21 protein-coding genes and 1 pseudogene are annotated in these 23,279 nt (G+C 52.2%); 11 read left to right on the top strand and 11 right to left on the bottom strand.

The genetic code is table 11. The annotated features are described in order from the left end of the window. Positions 1-320: 320 nt before the first annotated feature. The 6 genes and pseudogenes from D6C13_RS25925 to D6C13_RS17380 form a co-directional block, all read left to right on the top strand. Positions 321-872 (top strand): annotated as a pseudogene (locus D6C13_RS25925) (DUF4150 domain-containing protein); the annotation flags it as partial. A 156-nt stretch (positions 873-1,028) separates the two neighbouring features. Next, entirely contained in the window at positions 1,029-1,355 is a 327-nt protein-coding gene (locus D6C13_RS17400; RefSeq protein WP_120133964.1) for a hypothetical protein, read from the top strand. A 38-nt stretch (positions 1,356-1,393) separates the two neighbouring features. Next, positions 1,394-2,407, top strand: a complete 1,014-nt coding sequence (locus D6C13_RS17395) for a type VI immunity family protein (RefSeq protein ID WP_120133963.1) — start codon at positions 1,394-1,396, stop codon at positions 2,405-2,407. Continuing rightward, the gene (locus tag D6C13_RS17390; RefSeq protein WP_120133962.1) at positions 2,397-3,311 is read left to right on the top strand and encodes a hypothetical protein; all 915 of its coding nucleotides are present in this window, start codon (positions 2,397-2,399) and stop codon (positions 3,309-3,311) included. Before D6C13_RS17395 ends, D6C13_RS17390 begins: the two co-directional genes overlap by 11 nt. A 60-nt stretch (positions 3,312-3,371) precedes the next feature. Further along, on the top strand, positions 3,372-3,689 hold the full coding sequence (locus D6C13_RS17385; protein WP_147408186.1) for a hypothetical protein: 318 nt from the start codon (positions 3,372-3,374) through the stop codon (positions 3,687-3,689). A 269-nt stretch (positions 3,690-3,958) separates the two neighbouring features. After that, entirely contained in the window at positions 3,959-4,828 is an 870-nt protein-coding gene (locus D6C13_RS17380; protein WP_112288608.1) for a phosphoribulokinase, read from the top strand. Positions 4,829-4,833: 5 nt separating this feature from the next. Here D6C13_RS17380 and D6C13_RS17375 read toward each other — a convergent pair whose 3' ends face one another. Both D6C13_RS17375 and D6C13_RS17370 read right to left on the bottom strand, forming a co-directional pair. After that, a complete protein-coding gene (locus tag D6C13_RS17375) occupies positions 4,834-6,018 on the bottom strand; it encodes a M20 family metallopeptidase (protein ID WP_120133960.1) in 1,185 nt (394 codons plus the stop codon). A 15-nt stretch (positions 6,019-6,033) separates the two neighbouring features. After that, complete coding sequence (locus D6C13_RS17370; protein ID WP_120133959.1) at positions 6,034-7,224, bottom strand: MFS transporter; 1,191 nt, start codon at positions 7,222-7,224, stop codon at positions 6,034-6,036. Between the two features lie 191 nt (positions 7,225-7,415). On the opposite strand from D6C13_RS17370, the gene D6C13_RS17365 reads away from it, so the two are divergent. Continuing rightward, a complete protein-coding gene (locus tag D6C13_RS17365) occupies positions 7,416-8,327 on the top strand; it encodes a LysR substrate-binding domain-containing protein (protein WP_120133958.1) in 912 nt (303 codons plus the stop codon). Between the two features lies 1 nt (position 8,328). On the opposite strand, the gene D6C13_RS17360 is transcribed toward D6C13_RS17365, so the two are convergent. After that, on the bottom strand, positions 8,329-8,736 hold the full coding sequence (locus D6C13_RS17360; RefSeq protein WP_120133957.1) for an OsmC family protein: 408 nt from the start codon (positions 8,734-8,736) through the stop codon (positions 8,329-8,331). A gap of 362 nt (positions 8,737-9,098) precedes the next feature. Between D6C13_RS17360 and crp the strand changes: the two genes are divergently transcribed. Next, a complete protein-coding gene (gene crp / locus D6C13_RS17355) occupies positions 9,099-9,731 on the top strand; it encodes a cAMP-activated global transcriptional regulator CRP (protein WP_013573634.1) in 633 nt (210 codons plus the stop codon). A gap of 61 nt (positions 9,732-9,792) precedes the next feature. After that, complete coding sequence (locus tag D6C13_RS17350; RefSeq protein ID WP_120133956.1) at positions 9,793-11,868, top strand: YccS/YhfK family putative transporter; 2,076 nt, start codon at positions 9,793-9,795, stop codon at positions 11,866-11,868. A 293-nt stretch (positions 11,869-12,161) separates the two neighbouring features. Here D6C13_RS17350 and argD read toward each other — a convergent pair whose 3' ends face one another. The 8 genes from argD to D6C13_RS17310 all read right to left on the bottom strand — a co-directional run bounded on the left by argD (position 12,162) and on the right by D6C13_RS17310 (position 20,145). Further along, entirely contained in the window at positions 12,162-13,376 is a 1,215-nt protein-coding gene (gene argD / locus D6C13_RS17345) for a bifunctional acetylornithine/succinyldiaminopimelate transaminase (protein WP_120133955.1), read from the bottom strand. A 134-nt stretch (positions 13,377-13,510) separates the two neighbouring features. Beyond that, positions 13,511-14,086, bottom strand: a complete 576-nt coding sequence (locus D6C13_RS17340) for an aminodeoxychorismate synthase component II (RefSeq protein ID WP_120133954.1) — start codon at positions 14,084-14,086, stop codon at positions 13,511-13,513. Positions 14,087-14,161: 75 nt separating this feature from the next. Then, the gene (locus tag D6C13_RS17335; protein WP_120133953.1) at positions 14,162-14,764 is read right to left on the bottom strand and encodes a putative adenosine monophosphate-protein transferase Fic; all 603 of its coding nucleotides are present in this window, start codon (positions 14,762-14,764) and stop codon (positions 14,162-14,164) included. After that, positions 14,754-14,924 carry a YhfG family protein gene (locus D6C13_RS17330; RefSeq protein ID WP_120133952.1) on the bottom strand — a complete coding sequence of 57 codons (171 nt, stop codon included), beginning with the start codon at positions 14,922-14,924 and terminating at the stop codon, positions 14,754-14,756. Before D6C13_RS17330 ends, D6C13_RS17335 begins: the two co-directional genes overlap by 11 nt. Before the next feature lie 96 nt (positions 14,925-15,020). Beyond that, positions 15,021-16,226, bottom strand: coding sequence for an aldose 1-epimerase family protein (locus D6C13_RS17325; protein ID WP_120133951.1), 1,206 nt, complete (start codon positions 16,224-16,226; stop codon positions 15,021-15,023). Between the two features lie 246 nt (positions 16,227-16,472). Further along, a complete protein-coding gene (locus D6C13_RS17320; protein WP_120133950.1) occupies positions 16,473-17,996 on the bottom strand; it encodes a helicase HerA-like domain-containing protein in 1,524 nt (507 codons plus the stop codon). Positions 17,997-18,150: 154 nt separating this feature from the next. Further along, positions 18,151-18,717, bottom strand: a complete 567-nt coding sequence (gene ppiA / locus D6C13_RS17315; protein ID WP_120133949.1) for a peptidylprolyl isomerase A — start codon at positions 18,715-18,717, stop codon at positions 18,151-18,153. A gap of 144 nt (positions 18,718-18,861) precedes the next feature. Next, complete coding sequence (locus D6C13_RS17310) at positions 18,862-20,145, bottom strand: cytosine deaminase (RefSeq protein WP_120133948.1); 1,284 nt, start codon at positions 20,143-20,145, stop codon at positions 18,862-18,864. Positions 20,146-20,368: 223 nt separating this feature from the next. Between D6C13_RS17310 and nirB the strand changes: the two genes are divergently transcribed. Together nirB and nirD are read left to right on the top strand one after the other, a co-directional pair. Beyond that, complete coding sequence (nirB, locus tag D6C13_RS17305; protein WP_120133947.1) at positions 20,369-22,921, top strand: nitrite reductase large subunit NirB; 2,553 nt, start codon at positions 20,369-20,371, stop codon at positions 22,919-22,921. Beyond that, complete coding sequence (gene nirD / locus D6C13_RS17300; RefSeq protein ID WP_120133946.1) at positions 22,918-23,268, top strand: nitrite reductase small subunit NirD; 351 nt, start codon at positions 22,918-22,920, stop codon at positions 23,266-23,268. The genes nirB and nirD overlap by 4 nt, the downstream gene beginning before the upstream one ends. Positions 23,269-23,279 lie beyond the last annotated feature (11 nt).

Here is a 23,279-nt window from a genome sequence, read left to right as displayed (position 1 = left end):
CGGTTTATCTTCGCTCGAAATCATTTAACTTTATGATTTAATTATATTTACCAAAGTAATGAAACACTAAAAAAATCACTTTCTCATTAATGAATTCAAACGCAATTAAAGGAATGACCAGGGTGTCATCCGTTGTTGCAAGAGAAGAATGTGTTTTACGTGATGATGACTATCTCTGTTTCGAAAAGGGGATGAACCCATAATCCAGGGAGTGGAAAAGCATGATAACCATAAATGTTAATGGGTTAACGCTATGCCATAAAGGCAGTGGCGGGGTGACTCACAATACATTGCCCGATGTATGTTAGACACCTCCCTTTGCTGTGCCGGTGCCCTATGACAATGAAGCGTATTCTGCCGATTTAACCAACGGCACCAGCAGTGTGTTTGCCGACGGCGGTAATATGATCGCCAATTTCGGCTCAAAGTTTGCACGTAGCGTCTTTGACGAGTCTGGCAGTATGGGCGGCATCAAATCAGGGACTCACCGGGCAGAAGCGGACTGGATAAGCCATTCATTTAACGTATTTTTTGAAGGCCAGCCCGCCTGCCGGTTGACTGACAAAATGTTTATGAATCATCGCAATACGGTAAACATGGCCGGGTTATGTCAGGCACAGCTAACTCAGTTTGAATTAATTGATAAAATCTGTGAGGCCATATGCAAGTGCCGCAACCTCATTGCGCAGGAGTTCAGGAAGCAAATAGATCAATTTTTCTCGGCTCCTGCACTGGGGCTGGCGCAAGAAATGATGAAGCGGTTTCTAAGTGATGACTCAGAGTTACCCCGAACCGGAGATAAAGGTTTAAAGACCGGTCCGCGCCAGCAATGTTTTGCGAAAGAGTTTAATCAGAAAGGCACAATTCCCTAGTACGGCGCAACACCGCAGGATCCGTGTTACCTGACCGAAGTACCTTATAAAATTAAATCCAGGGACCTCATTACGTCAGCCAGTGGCCGAACTACCTACAGCGAGGGGCCCACTGCTCCGGCATCGGTTAGAAGTGCGCTCGGTACAGCAAGGCAAATGGGCAGAGGACGAGTTGTTATCTGGGATTTGGTTGCGTTAAAGGATCCCGGATTAACCGCTGAATGGGACAACATTAATCAAATTATTGAGATTAAGTTTGAGGGCGATACAACTACAAGAAATCAAAATATTGCACTCGACGCAGGTATGCAGGAGAAAGTCCGCATTATCGATGAGAAAGAGTGCGGCTGCGATGATAAGGATGACAGAGAAAAAGTGAGGATGCGGCAAAAAGTAGAAGAATTTATCCGAAAACTCAGTGAGTCGGCTGCCAAAACCTTTGGTATCGCGCCGGGTGGCGGACCAATACCCTTATTTCTTTGATCAGTTCACAAAGACAAATTTCACATCAAGGACTCAGAATGACCACTCTGCATGAAAGTATTGACATTTTCTCAAACTACCGCCTTGAAGAAGACGATATCACACGATTTGAACCCTGTTTTTGCATCACCTTATTCAGTCTGGAAACAGTGACGAAGGAACATGCCCCCGAAAGTTTACTGACCCCCTATAAGATTTTTTGGGAAGACTTCGGCAGTCAGGTTGATCGTATTCTCTATGACGGAAACCAGAGTTACGGAGTAAAGATTACCGAAAAAAATAGATCGGTTCCTTTTGAATGGCTGAGAAATACCAAAAGACGTTCAAAAGATAATACCAGCATAGATCTCTATGCCGGCAATAATAAAAGGGAACGCAGACTGCCCTGTCTGGACTGGGAATACGACAATGCCTGTCTGGAAGTAAACCAACCCAGTCACAGCTTTTTTCGTATTTCGCTTCCACTATCCTGGCTGGCAGAGCGAGGCGTTGAGGGCGTTGAGGCCTACATTAAACGACTGACCGGGGACTTTCCTTTATCCTGGGGTTATGCCGGATTTGCGTTATGTTTTGGTAGCGAAGAAGTAGTAACACGCAAAGACTTAGAAGAATATATAAAACAGTGGATTAAACGACATCCCGGGATCATGTCACCCAACCCACGCATTGAATCATTATGGACTGCGACTACAGACGGTATTACCAGTTTGGGTTGGATCACGCTGTTAGGCCCTGAGTTTTGCCAACGGATGGGCGGGATCACTGAGTTACAACAGAAAATGTCTTCCATCGCAGAGGTTCAGGTCACTCCCTTTATGCAAAACGGCGCCTTAATCCGCATCGGTGAAACGCCGTTGCTGGGTGATAGCCTGCATAATGACCCCCTCGACAGTTATCACGCTGTAGCACAGACATTAAAACCACTTCATCGGGTGGCCGAAAGACTGGACACGGATTATCTGCGTGTCTCCGGTATGGATGATGAAGAAGAACGTAAAAAATGGTTCACCCGTTTTTTTGATCCGCAGGATAAAAAACAAAATGCAGATTAACGACACACTTTGGGTAATTGATAAAGAGCTAAGTATTGCGCCTGCTTTGGAGATTATTTTCCGGCTAAAGAGGAATACGGAAGCCGGTGAGTTATTTGATTGTCTGTTTCCTTTATTATTGAAGCTGGAAGCTTTTCCTTTTTCGAATGAACAATCCATCAGCGTACTATTTCATGATAAAGATCAGGGTGGCTGGCCCGGGGCAATGACTCCAGAATTATGGCTGAAAATCCTGAAAGAGATGAAAATCGCTGCAGAACGAAAAATAAGGAAAAAACAAACCGTTTTCAAAATTTGCGCAGTGGAAGAGCTCACATCAAATTACATTGACGACCTTTCCATTTCGTTGAGCCAGAATAACTTCCCCGATCAGGCCTGCGTTATTTCTGTGAAGATCAGTACATCAAGGACTGATGCATGGGAACACCTGAAATATGTTCGTGACAATATCATCGCAGCCATGAGTTCGCGTTTTTTCTGGGCATCTTTAGGCTACCGGTTTGTTATGAATCCATTTGCACAAAAATCGGCTGTAGAAATGCAAGTATCCTGCATGCGCTATCTTGGCGCTGATTTGCAAGATATCGTTTGTGTTCAGAACGGCTGGTGGTGGAATAAACTCAGAACCGTAAACTGGCAGACGACGATGAATTATGCCGATCCCGTGAAGGATGGTTGGGATGTACTCCCCGATATCGTCACCTTTCTGACCGGCGAACACCCTTCAGTTTGTGATCGTAATAATATCGAACCCGATAATATGACCGCTTTTCACGAATACAAAAACCTTTCATCCAAATTGTCCCCATTCATACTTGATACGGATGACATGGTATGGTCAGTGAAGTGGGATCCTGATATCTACGCGCGCTGGGCGAAAAGATGGAATGAAATTAAGATTTAATACAATGTGGCCCCGTAGGAAATTTATTTTGGGGGAATATAATACAAAGAGATGAATATCATGTTTATTCCTGCATACCAGTTAGATTCATTTAAATCAGAACAAGAAGCCCTCACTTCGGCAGAAATCGGTGTCGAAGATCTTAAACACAGCGTACCGGCTGTTGCCGTGAGTGGTGACGCTGCTGAAAACAGCCCGGCAAAAGTGATCGAGGGTGACGGAACAGTCGTGTTCGTTTACGAAACAGATGGCCGTGTAAGCCTCTGGTTCAGCGACGATTACTGGGGATGCCCAGACCTGGATACTGCTGAAGAATTAATTGAAAGCGTCGAAGGCGGTATACCCGCTGAACACTGGGCAATATTCGAAACGAAGTGATGACAACGCCGGTGTCGAACGCGGCGAAACCCTGACAGATGAATATTTTTTAAAGCGCAGACCATGAGCATAACTTCTCCGGTCTGCGCTTCATCGTTACGCAGTGTAAGAAGCTCACCCACAGCGGATTGCCTGCTACGCTCCTGTCCCTCTTCGAATAATTATGGTAACAATAGGCTTAAATATGCGCAGCGTTGACGCCAGGTCTTCATCCACAGAAAAGACCACAGCACGCCTGCAAGCATTACCTTTATGGAGAACAGCTCACTATGTCAGCAAAACATCCTGTCATTGCAGTGACCGGCTCCAGCGGAGCGGGTACCACCACGACCAGTCTGGCGTTTCGTAAAATATTTCAGCAGCTTGGCCTGCGTGCGGCTGAGCTGGAAGGCGACAGCTTTCACCATTTCACACGTCCTGAAATGGATGCAGCGATCCGTAAGGCTCGTGACCTTGGGCGTCACATCAGCTATTTCGGGCCGGAAGCCAACGACTTTGGTCTGCTGGAAAAAAGTTTCATCGAGTACGGTAAAACCGGCACCGGTCGTTCGCGCAAATATCTGCATACTTATGACGAAGCCGTTCCCTACAATCAGGTACCCGGCACCTTTACGCCGTGGCAGGCGCTGCCGGAACCGACGGACATTTTATTCTACGAAGGGCTGCATGGCGGAGTCGTTGCGGACAAAATAGACGTTGCCGCTCAGGTCGATCTGCTGGTCGGCGTGGTGCCTATCGTGAACCTTGAGTGGATCCAGAAACTGGTACGCGACACCGGCGAGCGCGGACATTCCCGCGAAGCAGTGATGGATTCCGTCGTGCGGTCGATGGATGACTATATCAGCTACATCACGCCGCAGTTTTCCCGCACGCACATTAACTTCCAGCGTGTGCCGACCATCGACACCTCGAACCCGTTTGCCGCGAAAGCCATTCCATCCCTTGATGAAAGCTTTGTGGTGATCCACTTCCAGGGGCTGGATGACATTGATTTCCCGTATCTGCTGGCGATGTTGCAGGGTTCGTTTATCTCGCATATCAAAACGCTGGTCGTACCGGGCGGGAAAATGGGGCTGGCGATGGAGCTGATTATGGCGCCGCTAGTGCAGCGCCTGATGGAAGGGAAAAAGATCGAATAACGGACTCAGGCGTCGTTCATCAGCAACTGACGGATAAACCCGACATGCAATGCGACGCCAATCTGTAACGCCTCTTCATCCAGACGAAAGCGCGGATTATGTACGCCATAAGTCGCGCCGATTTTTTCATTCCCGCTGCCAATAAACAGGAAACATCCCGGCACTTTTTGCTGATAGGAAGAGAAATCTTCTCCGCCAAACAACGGCTGAGTGACTTCGTGCAGCGCCTGTGGCCCCAGTGTTTTTTCGATCACCTGACGCGCAATTGCGCAGGCCTCGGGATGGTTATCCCCGTTCACATAGCCGCGCGTCCAGCGCAGTTCGTATGTCGCGCCATGCGCCGCCGTAATCCCCGAAATGATCTGCTCCATCACCTGCGGCACCTGTTCGCGCACGTTGCTGTGATGAGTACGCAGCGTTCCGGCGAGTTTCACCCTCTCAGGGATCACGTTGTAGCTTTCGCCACTCTGGAAGGTCGCGATAGTCAGCACCGGCACCTGAAGCGGATCAATACGGCGCGCCACGACGTTTTGCAGTGCGGTAACGATTTCTGCGCCAATCACCACCGGATCGATACACAAATGCGGCATCGAACCGTGACCGCCTTTCCCGGTAATGGTGATATCAAAGTTATCCGTGGAGGCGCAGAAAACGCCCTCTTTCAGCCCCACTTCGCCGGTCGGGGAATTCGGCATCACGTGCAGGCCGAAGATTTTCGCCACACCGTCCAGCACGCCCAGATCCACGAGTTCCTGCGCACCTCCCGGCGGTACTTCTTCTGCATGCTGGAAGATAAACCGCACTGAACCGTGCAATTCAGACCGGCATTGCGTCAGCACTTTCGCCGCACCCAGCAGCATCGCGGTATGGGCATCATGCCCGCAGGCGTGCATCACGCCCGGTACGGTGGAGCAGAAGGGTTCGTCGTTCTCTTCCTGAATCGGCAATGCATCAATGTCCGCCCGCAGCGCGTATATCGGCCCCGGATGCGCCCCTTTCAGATCGGCAATCACGCTGTTGGGCGTCAGATGCGTCAGGGTCAGACCGCCGAAACTTTCCAGTTGCTCTGTGATGTAGGCTGCCGTTTTATGCTCCTGAAAAGAGAGCTCAGGATGGGCATGAATATGTCTGCGCCAGCGCAGAACGTCAGTTTTGACTTCAGCCAGCATTGCATCGAAATTAAAAGTCATCACTCTTCTCCTCAGTTAAGCCACATCGCGCATTGGCGCACGAGGTTTAATTGCCAGCGGCAGGATAGCCAGACCTGCCATCACCATCGCCAGCGCCAGAAATACAAACGTAGAAAGGTAACTGTGGCTGGCAGTGATGAGATATCCCATCGCAATCGGCGCCACAAAACCGCCGAGGGTTCCGCCGGTATTAATGATCCCCATAGCTGCGCCCATGACTTCCGCAGGCAGGCGTTTCATCGGCAGCGTAAAGACGGTCACAAAGGACGCCATCAGGAACACATAACCGAGGAACAGGAACAGCCCCGCCGTTACCGCCGATGAAGATGTAAACACCAGCCAGATGCACAGCGCGCTGAGCAATGCGCAGCAGAAAATCACTTTTGGCTCTTTGCCCTGCATATAGCGCCCGACCAGCCAGCCGGTGGCCAGTGATGAAATCCAGATCCCCAGCCCGCCGGTGGCCACCACCAGACCGGACACATCAAGTGACATACCGCGCTGCTGCACCAGATATTTCGGCAACCATGCCATCAGGCCATACGACGGAATATTGATGCAGAAAATCGAGACAAACAGCAGCACGACAATCGGATTTTTCAGCAACTCGCGATAACCGGTTTTGACACCCGTACGGACTTGCGCTTTCGGCGGATTGGGCACAAGAATCACAATCGCGGCGGCAATCGCGAATGCCAGTAATCCGAGAATGGAGAAAGAGCCGCGCCAGCCGAGGTGATCCAGGCTGTATACCGCAATCAGCGGTCCGGCGGTCATTGCCAGTCCGGCGGAAGACAGCAAAATCGACTGCGCAAAAGTGCGTTTCTCGACCGCAAAGTTGGAAACCACGGCCTTAGCGCAGGAAGCGGGATAGCCGGAATGCCCGACACCGGAGAGAAAACGGAACGTGATCAGTAATCCCAGACTAAAGCCCAGCGCCCCGAAGCACAGCGCGAAGCCCCCCAGCAGGAACAGCGACATGCCGAGCACCTTTTTATACCCGAACCGGTCATTCAGCCAGCCAGCAGGGATCTGAAATATCGAGTACGCCAGGAAGAAAATGCCGGTGATATATCCCAGCTGTTCAGGTTGCAGATTAAATTCGCGCTCAATCGGCAGTAATGCAAAGCCCATGACCGTTTTGTCGATATACACCACGGCGTAGCCGACAAATAGCAGGAAGATCATCAGGGAACGACTTTTCATAGCGGATATCCCTTTTTGTTATCACTACGCCAGAGATTCACCCTGTCGGGCAAAAGGTAAAATGCGACTTGCGTCACGCAATCAACTGAATAACAACGCATTATTTTCACATCATTGACGCTATCAGCTTTACAACGCAGCCATAAGATGTAATTTTTAGGCAGGTGATGCTTTTTACTGATAGGGACGCAATGCGTTATTTGCCGAAAATACAGCAACTGAAGGTTTTCCAGCAGGTTATACGCAGTGGCAGCATTCGCGGCGCGGCGCGGGCGATGGGACAATCGCAGCCAGCGGTCAGCCGGACATTGCGTGAACTGGAACAGGCGCTCGATACTCAGCTGATTGTGCGCGGTAATCAGGGGATGACGCTGACCGAAACGGGCCGGGCGTTTTCGCGCCGGATGCAGTTTATTCTCGAAGAGCTCGAGCGCGCCGCCGATGAAATACGCCAGATTGACCAGTATTCTCAAGGTTCTGTTGCCACAGGTTTATCCTCTCTGCTGGCGCTGACGGTTCTGCCAGGTCTGACCGGTGAATTCAAGACGCAGTTTCCGCAGTCCAAATTGCTCATCAAAGAAGGACAACTCTCGACGCTGTTACCTGCGCTGCGTGAAGGCAAACTGGATTTTGCGGTCGGTACCGCCGGACCGGGATTACCGCTGGAAGACCTGGTGCGCGAACCCCTGTTCAGCGCGCCTTTCGGCGTTATCGCCCGGCGCGGACATCCGCTGGCAGGCGCCACGACTCTGGAAGAATTACAGGACGCGCGCTGGCTGTTGCCGGAAACGGATATGGGCTATTACCAACAGATTCGGTTATCGATGGGCGGATTTCATCAGCCGGGGGCGGAAATGCCGGTGCATACCGATTCGGTGATATGCGGGCTGAATATGGTGTTGCAGTCAGATTATCTGACCATTGTGGCGCGGGCGATGAAAGCGCCGTTCGGACTGGAAGACAGATTGTGTTTGCTCAATATCGACGCCCTGCCGCAGGCGGAATATTGCGTGCTTTACTCGCAGAAATCGCCGCTGACGTTTGCCGCGCGGCGATTTTTGGATTTACTGCGAAACCATTGCCAGTCGTACGACTGGTCATGATTTATTCGACGCTGATCACTTCAAAGCTGTGAGTAATCGTCGCCGCTTTACCGAGCATCAGTGAAACCGAGCAATATTTTTCGGCTGACAGGCTGACCGCGCGCTCCACAATTTTATCGCTCAGATCTTTACCGGTGACGATAAAATGCAGGTTGATGTGCGTGAACAGGCGCGGTGCTTCTTCGCGGCGCTGTGAAGTCAGTTTCACTTCGCAGTCACGCACATCATTGCGACCTTTCTGCAAAATAGACACCACATCAATCGCGCTGCAACCGCCTGCGGACATCAGTAACATTTCCATCGGGCTCGGTGCTTTATCGCCCGCATTGCCATCCATAGAAATCTGATGGCCTGAAGCTGATTCCCCTAAAAACGTCAGCCCTTCTACCCATTTTACGCGTGCGTGCATGTCATATTCTCCCGGTGAATAAATTCATCAAACTTTCCCCTCAGACTACCCTTTCACCCAAAATCTGGCAACGTAACCCGATCGCCATCATGCTGAAGCGAGACAACACAAGACAGCATTGCAAACCTGTGCTACAAACAAAGCCGAAACATACTTTCCAGTAAATTGCGGTGACGGTTTTCGCGGTTTAAGAACAGAACCCAAGGTGATAACGGCAATAAACAGGCTGTTTCACTCCGACACCCGCTTGCAGCATTTCTGGGGAGTTATATGCTGAAAGGGCGCTTTTTAATTAAGACGCCATACAGGGAACTCTGAGCCCTGTGATTTTGGGCAGCGATAACAACAGAGGATAATAGCAAATGGTTCTCGGCAAGCCACAAACAGACCCGACTCTTGAATGGTTCCTGTCTCACTGTCATATACATAAGTATCCTTCTAAAAGTACGCTGATTCACCAGGGTGAAAAAGCCGAAACGCTTTATTACATCGTGAAAGGGTCAGTTGCTGTCCTTATCAAGGATGAAGAAGGCAAAGAAATGATACTGTCCTACCTTAACCAAGGTGACTTCATCGGCGAGCTGGGACTCTTCGAAGAAGGTCAGGAACGTAGTGCGTGGGTTCGTGCAAAAACTGCCTGTGAAGTGGCTGAAATTTCGTATAAAAAATTCCGCCAGCTGATTCAGGTTAACCCGGATATTCTGATGCGTCTTTCCGCGCAGATGGCAAACCGTCTGCAAGTGACGTCAGAGAAAGTCGGCAACCTTGCCTTCCTCGACGTAACAGGTCGTATCGCTCAAACCCTGCTTAATCTGGCTAAACAGCCTGATGCGATGACCCATCCGGACGGGATGCAAATCAAGATCACTCGTCAGGAAATCGGCCAAATCGTCGGTTGTTCACGTGAAACAGTCGGACGAATTCTCAAAATGCTGGAAGATCAGAGTCTGATCTCCGCACACGGTAAAACGATTGTCGTTTACGGCACACGTTAATCCATTAAAAGTCGGCGCGGCAGAACACTGTCGCGCCTTTTTTATGGGCTAATCTTTACCCATGACGCTATGGCGAAGACTTTTTTACCATCCAGAAGTTAACTACGCGCTGCGCCAGACGCTGGTGCTGTGCCTGCCTGTTGGTATCTGCTGGATGTTCGGCAACCTGCAAATGGGCCTGCTGTTCTCTCTTTGTCCTGCCTGCTGCAACGTCGCGGGTCTGGATACCCCACACAAACGCTTTTTCAAACGCCTGATCGTCGGCGGCTCGCTGTTTGCCGTGAGCAGCATTCTGCTGCAAGTGATGCTGGAAAGCTGGCACATTCCCCTGCCGCTCATCATGCTTTCGCTGGCGCTGCTGCTAGGCGTGACCGGCGAAATCAGCCCGTTGCATGCACGTTTGTTGCCCGGCGCACTGGTCGCGACCATCTTCACACTCAGCATGGTGGGGATCCGGCCGATGTGGCAGGCTCCGGCACTGTTCGCCGCCGGTACCGCCTGGTACGGACTCTTTAACTGGGCGTGGTTTCGTATTTCCAAAGAGCAGCCGATGCGCGAAACGCTCAGCCAGCTCTATCTGCAACTGGCGGACTATTTCGAAGCCAAATACAGCCTTCTGACGCAACATACCAACCCTGAAACCGCGCTGCCGCCGCTGCTCAACCGCCAGCAGCAGGTCATCGACCTGATTGCCCTGCTTTATCAGCAATTACATATGCTGCCGCATCACGGCGATCATCATCAGCATAAGCGACTGTTCCAGCGATTTCAGGTGGCGCTCGATTTGCAGGAACACATCACGGTGAGCCTGCATCAGCCGGAAGAAGTGCAGAAGCTGGTGGAGGAGAGTCATGCCGAAGCGGTGATCCGCCGCAATGCACAGGTTATTTCTGCACGCCTGCGGGTCATTGCCGACGACATTCTTTATCACCGGTTATCCGAGCGTTTTACCATGGCTAACGAGCTGGCCGCGCTGGAAAAAATCGCCGCGCGAACGCCGGATAATCCGGTCGGGCAGTTTTGCTATTACCATTTCAGCCGCATTGCACGCCTGCTGCGGACACAGCGCCCGCTTTATCGCCGCGACCTGATGAACACGCAGCCCCGTTTGCCGTTCTGGCCTGCGTTGAAAAGCTATCTTTCGTTCAAATCTTCCGCCCTGCGTAATGCTGCCCGTCTGGGGACCATTCTCGCCATTGGCAGCAGCCTGGGTCTGTTCTTTAATCTGCCCAAGCCTTACTGGATTTTGCTGACCATCATGCTGGTCAGTCAGAACGGCTATAACGCCACGCGCGTGCGGATCCAGCACCGTGCGCTCGGCACATTGGCCGGACTGCTGATTGCCGCCGGATTACTGAAACTGGAATTACCCGAAGGCATCACGCTGATGTGTATGCTGATCGTTACGCTGGTGTCGTATACGGTGCTGCGCAAAAACTACGGGCTGGCGATGGTCGGGATGACGGTCACGGCGGTGTACACACTACAACTGCTGGCGATGAACGGCGTGCATTTTCTGGTACCGCGGCTGGTGGATACGCTGATTGGCTGCGCGCTGGCTTTCGGCGGCACCATCTGGCTGTGGCCGCAATGGCAAAGCGGATTACTGCGTCAGAATGCCCATCAGGCGCTGGAAACTTATCAGGATGCTATCCGCTTACTGCTTGAAGAAAATCCGGATACCTCGAAGCTCGCCTACACCCGCATGCAGGTCAATCAGGCGCACAATAAGCTGTTCACCTCGCTTAATCAGGCGATGCAGGAACCGGGTTTTAACTCGCATTATCTGGCAGATATGCGCCTGTGGGTGACGCACAGTCAGTTTATCGTCGAGCATATCAACGCGATGACCATCCTCGCCCGCGAGCACTACATGCTGCCGGAGAAACTGGCGACGGAATATTTGCAGACTTGTGAAATCGCGTTGCAGAGCTGTCAGCAGCGGCTGATGTATGACGGACCGGGGAATGAGAGCACGCTGATCAATGCGCCTGACCTGCATCCCGATATGCCGCTGACCGAGATGGAGCGCCATCTGCGGCGCGTGATTTCGCATCTCAGCGTGATGCATACCATTTCGTCCTTGGCGTGGAAGCAAAGGCCACATCATGGGATCTGGCTGACGCGAAAGGCGTGAAGGGGAATGCCCCTTTTAAATCCCCTTTTTACTGGCTTACAGCCAGACTGCTTTTTAAAGCTAATCGGAGAATATTTCGGTTTCTTAAGTGCAGATGCCATGCACTGAAGACTTAAAGCTAACCTGAGCCATTTCGGTTTCTTAAGTGCAGCGATCACTTAACTCATCGCGCCGAAACCGAGCAGAGGGGAAAAGCCTTTCCCCTCTGCTCGGTTTCGGCGCAAACAACCATGTGATAACTATTAGTGAGAAACCTAAATTTACTCAGTCTTATCCTGGCGGGGTCGCAGGGATCACCCTACAACCTTCGCCACCGCTTTTTCAAACCGCTCCATCCCTTCTTCAATATCCGCGAAGTCGATAACCAGTGATGGTGCAAACCGCATCACGTTCGGTCCTGCGACCAGCATCATCAGGCCGAATTCGGCGGCGGCGGCGTGGAACTCGCCTGCACGGTTTTTCCAGGCCTCGGAAAGCTCGGCACCGATCAGCAACCCTTGCCCGCGGAATTCGCTAAATATTTGATACTTCTGGTTGATGGCATCCAGCGCAGTAATGAATTTCTCGCGGCGTTCATTGATACCAGCCAGCACTTCCGGCGTATTGATGATATCGAGTGCGGCTTCAGCGACGGCGCAGGCCAGCGGGTTACCGCCGTAGGTGGTGCCGTGTTTGCCCGGTTCCATCACCGAGGCGACCTCTTCGGTTGCCAGCATAGCTGAAACCGGGAAGCCGCCGCCCAGCGCTTTGGCACTGGTCAGAATATCCGGCGTCACGCCGTAATGCATATAACTGAACAGTTTGCCGCTGCGTCCCATGCCGCTTTGCACTTCATCGAGCACCAGCAGCGCCTGATGTTTGTCGCACAACTCACGCAGACCTTGCAGGAACTCTTTAGTGGCCGGTGTCACCCCGCCTTCGCCCTGCACAGGTTCGACAACAATTGCACAGGTGTGATCGTCGATCACAGCTTTTACAGCGTCCAGATCATTGAACGGCACGTGCACAATGTCAGCCGGTTTCGGGCCGAAGCCATCGGAATATTTCGGCTGGCCGCCGACAGACACGGTAAACAGCGTGCGGCCATGGAAGGCGTTATGGAAAGCGATGATCTTAGTTTTGTACGGACTGTGGCGGTGCGAAGCGTAATAACGCGCCAGTTTAAAAGCAGCTTCATTGGCTTCAGCGCCGGAGTTGGCGAAAAATACGCGGTCAGCAAAGGTCGCGTCGATAAGCTTTTGAGCCAGTCGCAGCGCGGGTTCGTTAGTAAATACGTTACTGAGATGCCACAGGGTTTCGCCCTGTTCGTGTAACGCTTTAACCAGTGCCGGATGGCAATGGCCGAGCGCCGTCACGGCAATGCCGCCGGCGAAATCAACGTATTCGGTGCCCTGCTGATCCCAGACACGACTGCCTTTACCTTTAACGGGAATAAATTTTGCAGGTGAATAAACCGGCAAAATCACTTTGTCGAACGTACCCCGATCTACCGCTGATTTATCTGCCATAACCGTTTTCCCTTACTGAGAGTGATATGAAAATATAATCACAAAATATGCATAAAAAATCACACGCAGGCAAACAGAAATCGCACCTGATGGGTAAGTAATTTTTGCAGCGATATTAACTCGTTATTAAATGATTAGATTTTAAGGAAATTATCCAGAAGCTGATGTCCCTGCTCGCTCAGGATGCTTTCCGGATGGAACTGAACCCCATGCAGCGGCAACGTTTTGTGCATGATGCCCATAATTTCGTCGCGCCCGCCTTCCCGCTCTGTCCAGGCGGTGACATCAAAACAGTCCGGCAACGTTTGTGGTGCGACCACCAGCGAATGGTAGCGGGTGACGGTCAGCGGGTTATTCAGCCCGGTAAATACGCTCTGACCGGTATGGCGGACTGGCGATGTTTTGCCGTGGACTGCCTGACGCGCCCGCACGATTTTTGCGCCAAATGCCTGCGCCATCGCCTGATGCCCGAGGCAGACGCCGAGGATCGGCAGACTACCGGAAAAATGAGTAATGGCCTGCAGGGAAATGCCCGCCTGATCTGGCGTGCAGGGGCCGGGAGAAATCACCAGATGCGACGGGGCAAGTTGCTCAATATCGGTCAGCGTCAGCTGATCGTTACGCATCACTTTCACCTCTGCGCCCAGCTCGCAAAAATACTGATAGAGGTTGTAGGTGAAAGAGTCGTAGTTGTCGATCAGCAGCAGCATAGTGTTCCCGGTAAAAGTCGAAAATTTACCGGGCAATTCTACGCATTTTTCAGCCTGGGCTCAGTATTTTGTCGATCAATGTTCTTCTGCAATCTCGCTGATGACCGTGTTAAAAATCGCCACCAGATCGGTTTCATCGCCAAACACTGCGGTTTTATTGGCGGCCAGCCAGCTTTCACGGCTGATTCTCGACCAGTCAATGTCATAACCGGCGTGGATAACCAGCTGCTCGACAAAAATCCTCAGCACACGCCCGTTGCCTTCGCGGAACGGATGCAGCAGATTCAGGCCGGTATAGTAATGCGCCAGCCTCTCCGCAAACTTATCCAGCGGCAATCCGACCAGAAACTCTTCTTCATCAAGCTCCTGCATCAGCGCGTTGCCTTCATTTTCGATGTATTCGAAATGACAAAACTGGGTATCGTCTTTGTAGATGTCGATTTCACGAAATTCCCCTGCCCACGGATAAATATCCTGAAAAAGCGACAGGTGGATGGCGCAAAGGTGTGGCAATCCCATCACGGCAGGACCGAGTGGCATCGCCGCAGCCCGCAATGCCGTAAAGGCCAGTTCGGCCTGTAGCAGGCGGTGGGCTTCGCGGATTTCGAGAGAATTTTTCAGGACATTGATACCGGGATAGTAATAAGGATCTGCACCTGCCACGAGTTTATCGTTCATAGTGCCCCCTCAGTTCGGCCAGACGCTGTACGATTTTCTCGTTGTCCAGAGACACGACTTCCACCTCAAGGCCATCCAGCGCGCTGCTGGCCTGAAAGTTCTGCCGCTGACGTTCGCGAAAGAGTTTTTCCTGCTGTCTGAGTGTCAGTTTCTTCGCCATATTTCCTCCCTGGGTAGCGCCATTCGGGCACATACCTTGTGGAGTTAAGTATAGACAGAGAAAAAAGGGCGCCGGACTGCGCGCCCTAAACTCGGATTATTCAACAGCGATAGGTTTGTCGCTGACCTCTGTTTTGTGGTCTGCCTGCAAGGTTTTCACCCGTTCTTCCAACTGTTGTACCGCTTTGGCATCTGGCAGCAGAGAGTATTTCAGTTCAAACACGGTGCTCTGTCCAGGCTGCAGCTGTTTTACCCGTCCCTGTTCACGTTCGATAGTCACCGGATAGGCGTAATTCGTACCCGGTTCAATACCGGTTACATAGCCCTGTTTCAGGGTGTCGGTGTTTTTCCACAGCGTCAGCAGCGGCAACTGATGGGTATCAAATTCAATCGATGCCCCTTTATTTCCCGCTTTGTTGACCACACCGGCAATGGTTTTGCCCTGCGCATCGGATAACGGCACCATATTGAAGACCATCTCATCGAAGCCTTTGGTTGGCCCGGCGTAAGTCTGCCAGTCGTTCAGTCCTTTTTTGGCGTACTCGTTGAACGGAGAAATCGATTTCAGCGGCGCGATGAAACGGGCGCCCTCTTCCAGGATCGGCTGACTAAAGTTGCTGTGATAGATAATCTGGTAGTCGTGCGGATAATCAGACTGGTTGGTCAGGGTGTCGTGAATAGTCCAAGAATGGCTGCCGGGGACGTAACGCAGCTCAGTCCAGGTTTCCAGCTTCGCCTTTTTAAAAGTGTCCTCCTTCAGCAAACCGCGGACGGTGATTTCATGCGGCGCTTTATCAGCAATCTCAATCTCCACCTTCGAGGCCGGAGTATTCCCGGCGCGGCCATGGAGCGTATAAATCATGCCGTCGGCGGTAACCGGATGCCCGGTCCATTCGAAGCCGCAACGCACCATCATTTCGTTGAAACCTTCCAGCCAGCCCACGCCGTTACGGCTTTCCAGATTGATATAAGCCGGATTCACCACTTCCTGGACCGGTGAATCCCAGCCCAGACGGATATTATCGCCAGTAACGTGCAGCAAATCCATGCCACGGGTCGGGCTCAGGGCGATAGTCAGCCCTTTACTGGTAATAGTGATGACCTTTGACCCTTCCTGCTTACCGCCGTGCAGGACTTTTTGTTCGATGCTGAAATCGGTACCCGCAATGTTCAGCTTCTTGTTATCTGTCTTCCAGTTCCCCAGTTCAGTACCGGCTTCAGCATCTGTCAGCACAATAATTTGTGCCGTAGCCTGCCACGAAAAAAGTCCCATAACGATCCCAGTGACGAGTAGTTTCTTCATCTTCATTCCTTTTTTGCTGAATTGATTTAGCCCAAAAACAATTCAGCCTACAAATCACGGCAGATGAAAAATGTGACAGCCTTCAAGTTGAGTAGTTTTGCATCAGAATGGTGGGCAACAACGTGCTTCATAAGACATAAAATAATGTCTGCCCTGCGTTTGTGCACAAAATTGTGAGAGGCCAGACAGGAAAAAGTAGGCAGAAGCTGATCCGTTTCAGCTCCTGCGTATTATCAGATGAAGTGATTACTTTTTCCGTCCGCCCATAATCGAGCCGAGTACGCCGCGCAGGATCTGGCGGCCTAAATCACGCGCCATACTTTTGGCAGCCACCTGCACCACACCGTCGCGTTTACCTCCGCGCGGACCCGTGCTCCCGAACAGAATTTCATTTAACCCGCCCATCAGCCCGCCGCCGGAAGAAGTCTCTTCTGCCGGTTTTTGCGTACCTGTTTGCTGCGGTGTGTTGACCGTACCAAATCCCTGAGCGGTAATTTTCTCGTAAGCAGATTCACGGTCGATACTGTCTTCATAACGGCCATACAGCGGCGACTGATTAATCGCTTTGTTACGTTCATCTTCGCCCAGCATGCCCATTTTGGATTCCGGCGCGATGACCATTGCACGCTGAACCACTTCGGGACGGCCCTTTTCATCGAGGAATGACACCAGCGCTTCGCCGACGCCAAGTTCGGTAATCGCGGTTTCTGCATCGAAAGCCGGATTCGCCCGCAGGGTTTGTGCCGCCGCTTTCACCGCTTTTTGATCCCGCGGCGTAAACGCGCGCAGGGCATGTTGTACCCGGTTGCCCAGTTGTCCGAGCACGCTGTCGGGAATATCCAGCGGATTCTGAGTCACGAAATAGATGCCCACCCCTTTGGAGCGGATCAGGCGCACCACCTGCTCTATTTTGGTCAGCAACGCCTGCGGGGCGTCGTTAAACAGCAAATGCGCTTCATCGAAGAAGAACACCAGCTTAGGCTGTTCCGGGTCACCCACTTCCGGCAGATGTTCAAACAGTTCTGCCAGCAGCCACAACAGGAAAACAGAATAGAGCTTCGGCTGATTGATGAGCTTATCCGCCGCCAGCAGATTGATAATGCCGTAACCATTCTTGTCGGTTTTCATCAGGTCATTGATGTCGAGCATCGGCTCGCCGAAGAACTGGTTGGCACCCTGACCTTCCAGCGTCAGCAGTCCGCGCTGGATGGCGCCGATGGAAGCAGAGGAGATATTGCCGTACTGCGTCTGGAACTGTTTCGCGTTATCACCGGTAAACTGCACCATCGCGCGTAAATCTTTCATGTCGAGCAGCAGCAGACCATTGTCGTCGGCAATCTTAAAGACCAGCTGCAATACCCCGCTTTGCACCTCATTCAGATCCAGCAATCGCGCCAGCAGCAACGGACCCAGATCGGAAATCGTGGCGCGGATCGGATGTCCTTTCTCACCAAAAATATCCCACGGGATCATGCTGCACGCCTGTGGCTGCCAGCCGGTGACGCCAATACCGGCAAGCCGGGCATTGAGTTTTTCCGAGGGAACGCCTTCTGCGCCGATGCCGGACAGATCGCCTTTCACATCCGCCAGAAACACCGGAATGCCGATGCGGGAAAACTGCTCGGCCATTCTTTGCAACGTGACCGTTTTGCCGGTACCGGTCGCGCCGGTAATCAATCCGTGGCGGTTGGCCAGCGCAGGGAGGATCACCAGATCCTGCACCGGTTTGCCTTCATTCATGGCTTTTGCAATCAGACGGGCTTCACTCATTTCATTTTCCTTGAAAGTGGACGCGGGGCGTTCTTTAAAACCTATTAGTCAGCGGGATGGGCGTCAAGAAAGGGGCATAAAATGGGCAAGAAAAAGCCTCCGGCTGGCGGAGGCTTCATCTTCTACTTCGGAAAGGAACTGCAAGGCTAAAAAATTAAGGCAGCACTTTCGCAGACAAAATCACAATCGGTGTGGTCGGCACGTTCTGATAAGGCCCAACGTTGTCCGTTTTCACCTGTGACATTTTGTCTACCACATCCATACCTTTAATCACTTTACCGAATACTGCATAACCGAAATCACGCTGACCGTGATCCAGGAAGGCGTTATCCGCCACGTTGATGAAGAACTGGCTGGTCGCGCTGTCTTTATCCGCTGTACGCGCCATCGCGACGGTACCGCGCAGGTTACGCAGGCCGTTGTCGGCTTCGTTTTTGATAGGCTCTTTGGTCGCTTTCTGCTGCATGTCCGCAGTAAAACCGCCGCCCTGAACCATAAAGCCTGGGATCACGCGGTGGAAAATGGTGTTGTTGTAATATCCGCTCTGGGCGTAATCAACGAAATTCTTCACGGAAACCGGTGCCTTAGCACTGTCGAGTTCCAGTTCGATATTCCCTGCTGAAGTGGTCAGCATGACGTGGGTTTGTCCGGCAGCAAAAACCGGCGACATTGCCGTCAGAGAAAGCAGCGCAGTTAAGGCCACCAAAGTACGTTTAAACATGACAATTCCTTTCCAGAAAAAACAAACAACAGATCTCACTGATTCTAAAGAGCCTTTACGCCGAGCGCCAGACCTTTACGGTTATTTACGCTTCACAGTAACTTTTTCAGATATTTCAAATTGTTACTATCGTTTATCCAGCGGTTAGCTGTTGAAATCAACGGAATAATCTTTATCGAGATGAATCGTTGTTTTTGCAGGCAGAGTTTCAGCAATCACCGATCCATGACGAATGGAATAGCGTACCGGTACTTGCCTGCGCACCGCGTCGAAACCGTTTTCAGCCGGCAGGATCACCAAACTGGCGGCGTTGCCAGTTTCCAGACCGTAACCGTCCAGATCCAGGGTGCGCGCACTGTAAGTCGTAATCAGCTTCAGCCCGTCGTTAATTTGCTGATAGCCCATCAGTTGGCAAACATGCAGGCCCATGTGCAGCACCTGCAACATATTGGCGGTACCCAGCGGATACCACGGGTCGAACACATCGTCATGCCCGAAACAGACGTTAATACCGGCATCCAGCATCTCTTTGACGCGCGTAATGCCGCGGCGTTTCGGATAGGTATCAAACCGCCCTTGCAGATGGATATTCACCAGCGGATTGGCGACAAAGTTGATACCGGACATCTTCAGCAGACGGAATAACCGCGATGTATAAGCGCCGTTATAGGAATGCATCGCCGTGGTATGGCTGGCCGTCACCCGTGCGCCCATATTCTCGCGCAGCGCGAGTGCTGCGACCGTTTCAACAAAACGTGACTGCTCGTCGTCAATTTCGTCGCAATGCACGTCGATAAGCGCGTTATATTTTTTCGCCAACGCGAAGGTTTTATGCAGTGATTCCACGCCGTATTCGCGGGTGAATTCAAAGTGCGGGATTGCGCCCGCGACGTCTGCGCCCAGCTTCAGCGCCTCTTCCAGCAAGGCTTCGCCATTCGGATAGGACATTATGCCTTCCTGCGGGAACGCCACAATTTGCAGCGTCACCCACGGTGCGACTTCGGCTTTCACTTCAAGCATCGCTTTCAGCGCGGTGAGCGTGGGGTCAGAAACATCAACATGCGTACGCACATGCTGAATGCCGTTGGCGATTTGCCATTTCAGCGTCTGCCACGCGCGCTGTTTCACATCTTCGTGCGACAGCAACGCCTTGCGTTCTGCCCAGCGCTCGATGCCTTCGAATAAGGTACCGGACTGATTCCACGCTGGCTGACCGGCAGTCTGAGTGGTATCGAGGTGAATATGCGGCTCGATAAAAGGAGGTATTGCCAGCCCGCCTTCGCCGTCCAGAATATGTTCGCCGTAATCGGCATTATCCAGCTGAGAAGTGATATGGCGGATCACGCCGTCTTCGATATCTATCTGCCACAGCCCTTCCCGGTCGGGCAGGCGTACATTCTTAATGGTACGCAAAGGTGTTTTCGTCACGCGTTACCTCATCGTTTTTAGAAAGACTTCATCGTCAGAATTTTTAAAGCCAATCTTAGAACAATAGCCTGAAAGTGTTTATAAATCGAAAGGTTACACAAAAACTCAATTAAATCAGTCAAATACCCCCTAAGGAGTATATTGGGAGCTGCTTGATTTGTATCAATACCCCCCGCTTCGCGCGCGTTATGTTTAGCCTTAGAAAATTAAAATTGAGGCAATTATGAGCAAAGTCAGACTCGCGATAATAGGCAACGGCATGGTGGGCCATCGCTTTATCGAAGATTTACTGGATAAAGCAGAACCGGGCCAGTTCGAGATCACGGTATTGTGTGAAGAACCGCGCGTGGCCTATGACCGCGTGCATCTTTCCTCCTATTTTTCCCATCATACCGCCGAAGAACTGTCACTGGTTCGCGAAGGCTTCTACGAAAAACACAACGTCAATGTGCTGATTGGCGAACGCGCCATTACGCTTAACCGCCAGGAGAAAGTCATTCATTCCAGCAGCGGCCGGACGGTGTATTACGACAAACTGATTATCGCGACCGGTTCCTACCCGTGGGTTCCGCCGATCACCGGTTCTGATGGCCAGGATTGCTTTGTTTACCGCACCATTGAAGATTTACATGCGATTGAATCCTGCGCCCGTCGCAGCAAACGCGGCGCTGTGGTTGGCGGGGGGTTGCTGGGACTGGAAGCCGCAGGCGCGCTGAAAAATCTCGGCGTTGAAACACATGTTGTTGAATTCGCACCCGGTCTGATGGCCGAACAGCTCGATGTTATGGGCGGCAGCCAGCTGCGCCAGAAAATCGAAAGCATGGGCGTGCAGGTTCATACCGCAAAAAATACCAAACAGATTGTTCAGGGCGGCACCTCTGCCCGTAAGACCATGGAATTCGCCGACGGTACCTTCCTCGAAGTCGATTTCATCGTATTCTCCACCGGTATCCGTCCGCAGGACAAACTGGCGCGCCAGTGTGATTTAGAAATCGCTCCGCGTGGCGGCATCGTGATTAATGACCAATGCCAGACCAGCGATCCGCACGTGTACGCCATCGGCGAATGCGCCTCGTGGAATCAGCGCACTTTCGGTCTGGTCGCTCCGGGTTACAAAATGGCGCAGGTCACCGCCGACCATTTACTCGGTCGCGATAACGCCTTCACCGGCGCAGACATGAGCGCCAAACTGAAACTTTTAGGCGTTGATGTGGCCGGTATCGGCGACGCGCACGCCCGCACGCCTGGCGCACGCAGCTACGTTTATCTCGATGAAAGCAAATCTCTCTATAAACGCCTGGTAGTCAGCGAAGATAATAAAACGCTGCTCGGCGCAGTGCTGGTCGGTGATACCAGTGATTACGGCAATCTGCTGCAACTGGTGCTGAACAGCATTGCGTTGCCGGAAAATCCGGATGCGCTGATCCTGCCCGCCCACGCGGGCAGCGGCGGCGCGGTGATCGGTACCGATGCGTTGCCCGAAACCGCGCAAATCTGCTCATGTTTTGACGTCACCAAAGGCGACATCATCAAAGCGGTTCAGGGCGGCTGCCATACCGTGGCGGCACTGAAATCAGCGACCAAAGCCGGTACCGGCTGCGGCGGCTGTATCCCGCTGGTGACGCAGGTGCTCAATGCCGAGCTGAGCAAGCAGGGCATCGAAGTTAACCATCATCTGTGCGAGCACTTCGCCTATTCTCGACAGGAGCTCTATCACCTGATCCGCGTCGAAGGCATCCGTTCGTATGATGATTTGCTGAATAAATACGGCAAAGGCTACGGCTGTGAAGTCTGTAAACCGACCGTCGGTTCACTGCTGGCGTCGTGCTGGAACGATTATATTCTCAAGCCGCAAAACACGCCGTTGCAGGACACCAATGATGTGTTCCTCGCCAATATGCAAAAAGACGGTACGTATTCCGTCATCCCACGCTCGCCGGGCGGTGAAATCACTCCGCAAGGTTTGCAGGCGATTGGCGAAATCGCGGCGCAATATAATCTCTACACCAAGATCACCGGTTCGCAACGCATCGGGATGTTTGGCGCACAGAAAGACGATTTACCGGCCATCTGGCAGAAACTGATCAACGCCGGATTCGAAACCGGTCAGGCCTACGCCAAAGCATTGCGCATGGCCAAAACCTGCGTCGGCAGCACCTGGTGCCGTTATGGCGTGGGCGACAGCCTCGGTTTCGGCATCAGCCTGGAAAACCGCTACAAAGGAATCCGCACGCCGCACAAAATGAAGTTCGGTGTGTCCGGCTGTACCCGTGAATGTTCAGAAGCTCAGGGTAAAGACGTCGGGATTATCGCGACAGAAAACGGCTGGAATCTGTATGTCTGCGGTAACGGTGGCATGAAACCTCGTCATGGCGATTTACTGGCCGCCGATCTGGATAACGATACCCTGTTGCGTTATCTCGACCGCTTCATGATGTTCTACATCCGCACCGCCGATAAACTGCAACGCACCTCGGTCTGGATGGACAACCTCGAAGGCGGCATCGACTACCTGCGTAAAGTCATCATCGATAACAAACTCGGGCTCAACGATCAGCTGGAAGCCGAACTGGCACGCCTGCGCGAATCGGTCATCTGCGAGTGGCAGGAAACGCTGAACGATCCTGCGGCGCAAACCCGCTTTACCCACTTTATCAACAGCAGCCAGCGCGACCCGAATGTGCAGTTCGTCGGTGAACGCCAGCAACATCGTCCGGCGCGCCCTGACGAGCGTATTCCGGTGACACAACTCGCCGACGGGGAGGAAGTATTATGAGCCAGTGGTTAACGCTTTGTTCTGTCGGTCAGATCCTGCCGGGCTGCGGTGTTTGCGCACTGGCAGGCGATCAGCAAATCGCGCTGTTCCGTCCCTATGCCGATGAGCAGATTTTCGCGCTGTCGAATATCGACCCGTTCGCGCAGGCCAGCGTGCTGTCACGCGGAATCATCGCTGAACATCAGGGCGAGCTCTGGGTGGCCAGTCCGCTGAAAAAACAACATTTCCGCCTGAAAGACGGTCTTTGTATGGAAGATGAAGCGCATTCAATTTCCGCCTACGAAGTGCGTGTCCGCGACGGGAATATTGAACTGAATACCGCCAGTCTTCAGGCGCAAACCTGCTAAACTCCGCGCTT

The sequence above is a fragment of the Rahnella woolbedingensis genome (assembly GCF_003602095.1).
GTDB classification, from domain to species: domain Bacteria; phylum Pseudomonadota; class Gammaproteobacteria; order Enterobacterales; family Enterobacteriaceae; genus Rahnella; species Rahnella woolbedingensis.
Note: the sequence above shows the minus strand (reverse complement) of the source record. Positions and strands in the feature narration are given on the sequence as shown.